Here is an 8,203-nt window from a genome sequence, read left to right as displayed (position 1 = left end):
TTCAGCATGAAGGCCATCGTGAACCCGTTTCTCAGAAAGGGGTCGTTTTTGGCTGCCTGTCCCCCTTCCGAAGGGGTCACTTTTCCATGCCGCTTAACAGACTGCCTTCGGCGCAGACCACGGCCTGGGCATTGTAAGCCTGCCGGAATTCATGGGCGTCCGAGCGCCGCATGAGGCGGCTGTCGGGATCGGTCAGACTGATCTGCCGGTCGGGTGGTGGTTCATCATCGGGCGGTTTGGGCGCCCGGCCGCGACGCCCTGTTTTTGCGTCATACACCGCCTTCTTTTTCTCGTATGCCGATCGCGCCGCCTCGGCCTGCGCCTTCGCATCTGCTTCCAGCCGGGCGCAGGCTTCGTCCAGCTTCGCTTTCAGTGTTTCCCGTCGGGCAAGCGCTTCCGGCAATGCCTGCGGATCGCTGTCTGTGGCATCTGCGTGCTCCGCCTGGTCCATCAGTTTCGCGATATCCATCGCCAGCTGTTCGCGCAGCGCCCTGATCCGGTCGTAGCGCAGGGAACGGTATTTCGAAGCGTCGGCATCAATTTTCGTGCCGTCGATCGATACTACACCCAGACGCAGCAGACCCGTCTCGCGCGCCAGAAGCAGAACCTGCGCAAATGCAGCTTCAATGGCTGTCCGGTTCGTCCGGCGGAAGGTCGCAATCGTATCATGATCCGGATGCAGGTTCGCCGCCACGAAGCGTACCCCGATGTCGCGATATGTCGCCCGCTCGATCCGGCGTGAGGAAAACAACCCGTTCGCATAGCTGAAGATCAGAAGGGCCAACATCAGACGCGGATGGTACTGTGCCTTGCCACCCGTGCGCACTGGCACGCAGAACGCACTCATCGGAACCCGCTCAACGGCTGCGACAATGAAATGCGCCATATCGTCAGCAGGAAGCCACGACTTCAGATCAGGAGGCAGAAGATACGGCTGAGACCGGTCAAACGGGATGAAGCTGCTCATCTCACCACCTTACAACCTCACCCCTTCACAGGGTAACCCAACCCGACAGGCTGATAGACCGAGTTCTATTTTCCGTAGCACCCATGAATGTTCCGCCATGGGCAACCGATACGCAGGACATAAAGCAGTCCATTGAGAAACAGCCGGTTATCCTGTGCCAGTTGTGACCAACGCCCACGTTCAGATGGAAGCAGGTCGCCAATGATCGCCCCTTCTTCGTCCGTCTGATCGCCACGCATTCATAGATTTCCGCAAATACCAGCGTTGAATCATGTCCACGTCAGTCTAAAAAACCTTTTGTCAGCAGGCTCTATTCCCCATCCCTGTGGCAAGGGCTAATCTGGCCAGACGTAATTTTCAGACCGTCCAAAGGCTTGCCCGATTATGTCCGCGCTTTCCCAACTGCTTGATACCTACAGAAATCTATCCGTCACAGAGCGCGAGAAAGGCACCTACTTCGAGGAACTGATTGTCTGCTATCTGCGGACAGAGCCGAGCTACGCGGACCTGTATGACCAGGTATGGACATACAAGGACTGGGCAACCCAAGAAGGCTATGTCGCGAAAGACACGGGCATCGATCTGGTCGCCAGAACGCGGGACACCGGTGAATACCATGCCATCCAGTGCAAATTCTATGCCCCGTCTCACCGTATCAGCAAGCAGGATATCGACAGCTTTTTCACCGCCTCGGGAAAAAAGCATTTTGCCCGACGTATCATTGTCGCCACGACCAACCACTGGACCGACAATGCCGAGGCATCGCTTGCGGACCAGCATCCGCCCGTCAGCAAGATTGATCTGTATGACCTGGAAACCAGCCTGATTGACTGGTCGCAATATCAGCCCAAGATTGCTCCTATCCTGCGGGCGCAGAAGAAAGCTCGCGAGCATCAGGAAACCGCTATCCGCCGGGTTCTGGCCGGCTTCAAGAGTCATAACCGTGGCCGTCTAATCATGGCCTGCGGGACGGGCAAGACTTTCACCAGCCTGAAAATCGCGGAACAGCAGGTCGGGGCCGGTGGTCGTGTCCTGTTCCTCGTCCCTAGCCTGTCCCTGCTGTCCCAGACCCTGACCGAATGGACCCAGGAAAGTCAGGTACCGCTCCACAGCTTCGCGGTCTGTTCCGACAGTGACGTGGGAAAAAAGAAGGCGAAGAACGACGACGAGATTAAGGTCAACATCCACGAAATCCGCTACCCGGCAACCACCAGTCCCGGCCGTCTGGCGACCGAACACGCCAAACGGCATGACGACGCGCATATGACGGTCGTGTTTGCGACCTATCATTCCATCGATGTCATCAGCCATGCCCAGAAGGAGCATGACTACCCCGAGTTCGATCTGATCGTCTGCGATGAAGCGCACAGGACAACAGGGGTCACTTTCGGGGGTGAGGAAAACGATAGCGCCTTCGTCCGCGTCCATAACCAGAATTATCTGGCTGGCAGGCACCGACTCTACATGACTGCCACCCCGCGTATTTACGGCGATGTGGCGCGGGAAAAGGCTGAAAAAGAGGGGGCCATTGTCTATGGCATGAACAATGTGGCCATCTACGGGCCTGAGTTCCATGTCATCACCTTCTCCGAGGCCGTCCGGCGCAAACTGCTGGTGGACTACAAGGTCATTGTCTTGGCGGTTGACGAGGGAACCGTCAGCCGTAGTGTCCAAAAGCTTCTGGATGACCCCGATAACGGCCTGACCGTCTCCGATGCCTCCAAAATTGTTGGATGCTGGAAGGCGCTGGCGACGGGCGGATTGCCTCGTGAGGGGACGACCATACCCGAACCGATGAAACGGGCCGTTGCCTTCTGTCAGGTCATTTCTCCCGACTACAAGGGCAGGACACCCAAGGTCAGTTCCATCCAGATTGCCGATATGTTCCAGCAGGTCGTGGAGGAATATCAGGAACAGGAAGACATTGAACCTGACGCCCGTCTGGTCTGCGAAGCCGAACACGTCGATGGCGGGATGAATGCCAGCGAAAAGGAAGGCAAACTCGCCTGGCTGAAGGACGAGCCCCCGGAAGGCATATGTCGGGTTCTATCCAATGTCCGTTGCCTGTCCGAAGGGGTGGACGTGCCGGCGCTGGATGCAGTCCTGTTCCTGACCCCCAGGAATTCACAGGTGGATGTGGTCCAGTCCGTGGGCCGTGTGATGCGGGTCGCACCAGGCAAGAAGCGGGGCTATGTCGTACTGCCCGTAGTTATCCCGGCTGGGGTTGAGCCAGACCAGGCTCTGGATAACAACAAGACCTATCAGGTGGTCTGGCAGGTGCTTCAGGCCCTGCGTTCCCACGATGACCGTTTTGATCACATGATCAACAAGATGGATCTTCAGGCCAGACCTGACACATCCCGCATGGAAGTCATCGCGGTCACGAAGAAGATCACGGCTAAGACAAAGGCCCTGACAACAGGCACAACCCAGAAAGCCCATTCGTCCTACAAAATTGGAAAGAAGGCTTCATTCCCTGACGACGACAGGCAGGAAACCCTGCAATTTGAAGTTGGGGAAATTGAACGGGCTATCTATGCCAAAATCGTCAAGAAGGTCGGCAACCGTCATCACTGGGAAGACTGGGCCGATGATATCGCCCGGATTGCCCAGACCCACATCACCCGCATCAAAACCATTCTGGAGAATCCCAACAACGTGGAAGCCCGGACCTCGTTCAAGGAATTCACGTCAGACCTGCGAACGGAACTGAACGACAGCATCAGCGAGGACGAAGTCATCGAGATGCTGGCACAACATCTCATCACCCGCCCCGTGTTCGAAGCCCTGTTCGCTGGCCATAGCTTCATTGGCGACAACCCCATGTCCAGAGCCATGCAGACGGTTCTGGATGCGCTGGACAAGCACAGCCTACACAAGGAAACGGACAGGCTGGAGGCTTTCTATACCAGCGTCCGTGAACGGGCTTCGGGTATTGATACGTCCTATGGCCGCCAGAAGGTCATCAAGGAACTGTATGACGGCTTTTTCCAAAAAGCCTTCCCACGCCTGAAGGACCGCCTGGGTATTGTCTACACGCCTATTGAGGTTGTGGATTTCATCATCCGTTCCATCAATGACGTGCTGGAAAGCGAGTTCGGTCAGACCCTTGGGAGCAAGGACGTCCATATCATGGACCCCTTCACGGGCACGGGCACATTCATCACCCGGTTATTGCAGAGCGGGCTGATCACGAAGGAGCAAATGCTCCATAAATACCGGCAGGAACTGCACGCTAACGAAATTGTCCTGCTGGCTTACTATATCGCCTCCATCAATATCGAGGCTACATTCTTCGACCTAATGGACGGAACATATGAACCCTTTGAGGGTATCTGCCTAACGGATACCTTCAGGCTGAATGAACCGCATGACTTGGTAAGTGCGACCCTAGAGGACAACAACCGGCGTATCCACAAACAGAAGAAGCTGGATATCCGTGTGATCATGGGGAACCCGCCGTACTCCGTGGGGCAGGAAAGTGGGAATGATAACAACCAGAATGTGGCCTATCCCACTCTGGATGCGCGGATTGCGAAGACCTATGCGGAGCGGTCCAGTGCCACGAACAAGCGCGCCCTGTATGACAGCTATATCCGCGCCATTCGCTGGTCATCTGACCGCATTGGGGATTGTGGCGTCATCGGTTTCGTGACCAACGCAGGCTTTCTGGATGCCAATACGGCAAATGGTTTACGCCGGTGTCTGGCCGAAGAATTTTCCTCCATCCATGTGTTTCATCTGCGGGGGAACCAGCGTACATCAGGGGAAACATCTCGCAAAGAAGGTGGAAAGATATTCGATGCTGGAAGCCGGGCGCCGATTGCCATTTCCCTCATGGTTAAGAATCCAAATGCAAAGGAACAGGGTCGTATTCTGTTCCACGATATTGGGGATTATCTGACCCGTGAGCAGAAGCTGAAACGTATTCAGGAACTGGCCAGCATCAATGGCCTGACTGGCGAAGATCTATGGCAGACAATCACACCGGATGAACATGGCGACTGGCTACGGCAACGGGATGACAGCTTCGGGAATTTCATCGCTATCGGCAGTAAAGAGAAAGATGCCGGGCCTGTTTTGTTCGCGACCTATTCAGCTGGAGTCAAAACCCAGCGAGATGCGTGGTGCTGGAATGCTGGAGAAAAGGCTCTGGCAGGCAATATGCAAACCACCATTTCAGCCTATAATCAGGAACTCAAGCGTTTTAATGAAGCATACCCAGTCTCGAATAGACAGGCACGAGACAATGAGGTGGATAAGTTTATTGATACCAACCCCACTAAAATTAGCTGGACCCGCACTCTAAAGCAAGATTTTATCAAAGGGAAAGATCTTCTATATTCCTCTGATTGTCTTACACAGGGCATTTACAGACCATTCACGTTCCAATGGCTCTATTTCAACAGACGCCTGAACGAGATGGTCTATCAAATGCCTCGACTGTTTCCTGACGCTAAGGCGGATAATAGAGTAATTATGATTAAGCAACGCCAGCACGATGACAGTCAGTTTGTACTCATGAGCAAATCTGTCCCAGATTTGCAAAGTGATGGCGGAACACAATGCTTTTCTGAATATTTATATGAAGAAGGACAGGACAGGACAGGACAGGACAGGACAGGACAGGACAGGACAGGACAGGACAGGACAGGACAGGACAGGACAGGACAATTATACTCGATCAACAACAGAAGTACAAGAGAGGAATCTTGTTATTTGCATAGCCAGTCCGGGAGAAGACCGGCCTTTCTCAACAATGATGATATCCTGCACTCCGGACCTGCACCTTCTACACGGGGTCCAATGCTTTCCGATGTTTCTTTACGAAACGGAGGACAGCCAATGAACACTTCCCAGGGCAGTCTATTTGAACAGACACCTTCTCAACCACGTCTTGTACGACGCGAAACCATCACAGATGAGGGATTGAAGCACTTTCAGGATGCTTATCCGGACAAGGAACTCAGCAAGGCAGACTTGTTCTATTATGTCTATGGCCTTCTGCATTCGCCCGAATACCGGGAACGCTACGCAGATACCTTGCGAAAGGAACTGCCCCGCATTCCCCGCATGAAGACATATGAAGCCTTCAAAGCCTTCTCGGATGCTGGTCGCAGGTTGGGCGAAATGCACGTAAATTTTGATAGCCAGCCCATCTATGAAGGCGTGGAGATTGACTACGGCAAAGGATCACTGTCACCCGACAACTATCGGGTGACACAGATGAAATACGGCAAGGGCAAGAACAAAACCATCCTGCATTACAATGACCGCATCACTATCACAGGTATCCCTCTGGAAGCCTACGACTACGTGGTGAACGGCAAGCCTGCCCTCGATTGGGTCGTGGAACGTCAATGCGTGAAAACCGACAAGGCCAGCGGTATCGTCAACGATGCCAATAACTGGGCCATCGAAACCATGAACGACCCCCGCTATCCGCTGGACCTGTTCCTGCGTGTCATCACGATCAGCCTGGAAACCATGAAGATTGTGAAGAACCTTCCAGCCCTGGAAATTCTGGACAACTGACAGGCTGCTAACAGGTCATGAAAGCATGACGTTAAACGCCATACCTTTACGAACTTATCGGGCTTGACAGATTTATCGAAAATGAGGAGGATACGGCAGGAGATACACCATGCCCCGAGCAACTGCATCCTCTTTCACCACAAAATCGCGCCGTCTTGCGGCGAAAACGCGTAGCGGCACTGTGGTTCTCAGCGCACGCGGCGTGCAACCCGTTTCCATTCCTGTCGGACGCACTGCGCTGACATCTGTCGCCAGACAGGTGGGAACAGCACGCTCTGTGATCGAAAATCTCGGCCACGCGCTGGCGGAGACCCGGAAAACAGGACGTGGCGTCCGCTTTTCAGTCGAAGTCACGCCCGAAGGTACAGTCCGGATTGTGCATCCTCCAGAGAATCAGGACATTGCAGGCACACAGGCGGCGGAGCGCACGTCCGGTAGCGGTCTGGCGCGCGCGAAGGCGCGTGGCGAGGCGCTGGCCGCCAGCATTCTTGCCCATGAGGATATGGTGACGGCGGAAGAACTGGCGCGGCGCATGGGAACAACCCGTGTCACGGTGAATGCCCGTCGGCACGCTCGCCAGCTGATCGGCCTCGAAGGCCCGACACGCGGTTGTCGTTACCCGGCCTGGCAACTCGATCGCGACGGTCGTCCGTTCGCTATCATCCCGAACCTGTTTACCGCGCTTGGCGACAGTCCGTGGACCATTTACCGGTTCCTCACCCAAAAGCACCCTGAACTCGAAGGACGGACTGCAATCGCGGCCTTAGAGAAAGGAGAAGATAAACGCGTCCTCTCGGTCGCGGCCAGTATCGCCGAGGGCACCTTCGCGTAAATGTCGTCCGCAAGCCTACCCCCCAGCAACTTCGACCAAGCTGACCTCGTTGTGACAACAGTACCAGCCGGTACCCGTTATGGGCGCATCCTGTTGCGGCGGTTTTCGGACACTCTGGGTTTCGGCAAGAACGAGAGCCGGTTCAGCGATCCTAGGGATCTGCCGCCACCTGAGCGGTTTGGGGTTCTTTATGTCGGCAGCACCCTGAAGGTTTGTTTCGTGGAAGCCATCCTGCGCGACAGTCGTGATGGCGTAATCGGAGAGCTTCTGCTCGCCGAGCAGGAAATCACCGACCGTGATTATGCGGAGATCGTGGTGGTCACTGATTTGCGGGTTGTCGATCTGCGGAGCGACAATCCCTTAAGGATGGGCATTCCCAGCGATGTAGTCGGCGGGTCGGACCAGCGTCCCGCGCGCCAATGGTCACTCGCACTCCATAACCATCCTGCCAAACCTGACGGTATTCTCTATCCCTCCCGATTGAATGAGGAGATCAATCTGGCAATCTTCGAACGTGCCATTCCAAAACTATCGGAAGCTGCCAGGATGAATCTTAATGGAATCTTCGCACTCGAAGATATTCTCGATCTCTTTCAGGTGGCCATCAGAGAGTGAATAGTCGGAAGCAACGGTCATTGAAGAACTGCCACGACACGCGCACCTTGAGGCGGCGGTACAGTTCGGACAGCAACATATTGTCAATGCGGCACCATTGCCCCAGATGCGGACCTCTTTGAGGTCACAGGATGCAACGAAAGCCAGGAAACTCTCTAGTGTCCTGATCGAGAAGTTTATATGATTATCCTGATGGCAGGGGTAATCGAATGGGACGTGTAGCGGTTGCGATTGAACTGACGGCATTGGAGCGT

General features: G+C 54.8%; 4 protein-coding genes and 1 pseudogene. 3 read left to right on the top strand and 2 right to left on the bottom strand.

What is annotated here, in order from left to right; translation table 11 throughout:
• Positions 1–94: 94 nt before the first annotated feature.
• Positions 95–967: pseudogene (locus CFR80_RS15975) on the bottom strand (transposase); the annotation flags it as partial.
• 65 nt (positions 968–1,032) lie between these two features.
• Positions 1,033–1,206 (bottom strand): transposase, encoded by a 174-nt coding sequence (locus CFR80_RS20210; protein ID WP_110507694.1) that lies wholly within the window; start codon positions 1,204–1,206, stop codon positions 1,033–1,035.
• 145 nt (positions 1,207–1,351) lie between these two features.
• Between CFR80_RS20210 and CFR80_RS15965 the strand changes: the two genes are divergently transcribed.
• The 3 genes from CFR80_RS15965 to CFR80_RS15955 all read left to right on the top strand — a co-directional run bounded on the left by CFR80_RS15965 (position 1,352) and on the right by CFR80_RS15955 (position 7,949).
• Positions 1,352–6,502 carry a DEAD/DEAH box helicase gene (locus tag CFR80_RS15965; protein ID WP_181418253.1) on the top strand — a complete coding sequence of 1,717 codons (5,151 nt, stop codon included), beginning with the start codon at positions 1,352–1,354 and terminating at the stop codon, positions 6,500–6,502.
• Positions 6,503–6,611: 109 nt separating this feature from the next.
• The gene (locus CFR80_RS15960; protein WP_232272648.1) at positions 6,612–7,334 is read left to right on the top strand and encodes a hypothetical protein; all 723 of its coding nucleotides are present in this window, start codon (positions 6,612–6,614) and stop codon (positions 7,332–7,334) included.
• A gap of 51 nt (positions 7,335–7,385) precedes the next feature.
• Positions 7,386–7,949 (top strand): RES family NAD+ phosphorylase, encoded by a 564-nt coding sequence (locus CFR80_RS15955; RefSeq protein WP_258367872.1) that lies wholly within the window; start codon positions 7,386–7,388, stop codon positions 7,947–7,949.
• Positions 7,950–8,203: the final 254 nt, after the last annotated feature.

The organism is Komagataeibacter oboediens (assembly GCF_003207815.1).
Taxonomy (GTDB): Bacteria; Pseudomonadota; Alphaproteobacteria; order Acetobacterales; family Acetobacteraceae; genus Komagataeibacter; species Komagataeibacter oboediens.
Note: the sequence above shows the minus strand (reverse complement) of the source record. Positions and strands in the feature narration are given on the sequence as shown.

Coding starts and splice junctions, on each gene's coding strand:
- CFR80_RS15965 (WP_181418253.1), top strand. CDS start 1,352: ATGTCCGCGCTTTCCCAACTGCTTGATACCTACAGAAATCTATCCGTC.
- CFR80_RS15960 (WP_232272648.1), top strand. CDS start 6,612: ATGCCCCGAGCAACTGCATCCTCTTTCACCACAAAATCGCGCCGTCTT.
- CFR80_RS20210 (WP_110507694.1), bottom strand. CDS start 1,206: ATGCGTGGCGATCAGACGGACGAAGAAGGGGCGATCATTGGCGACCTG.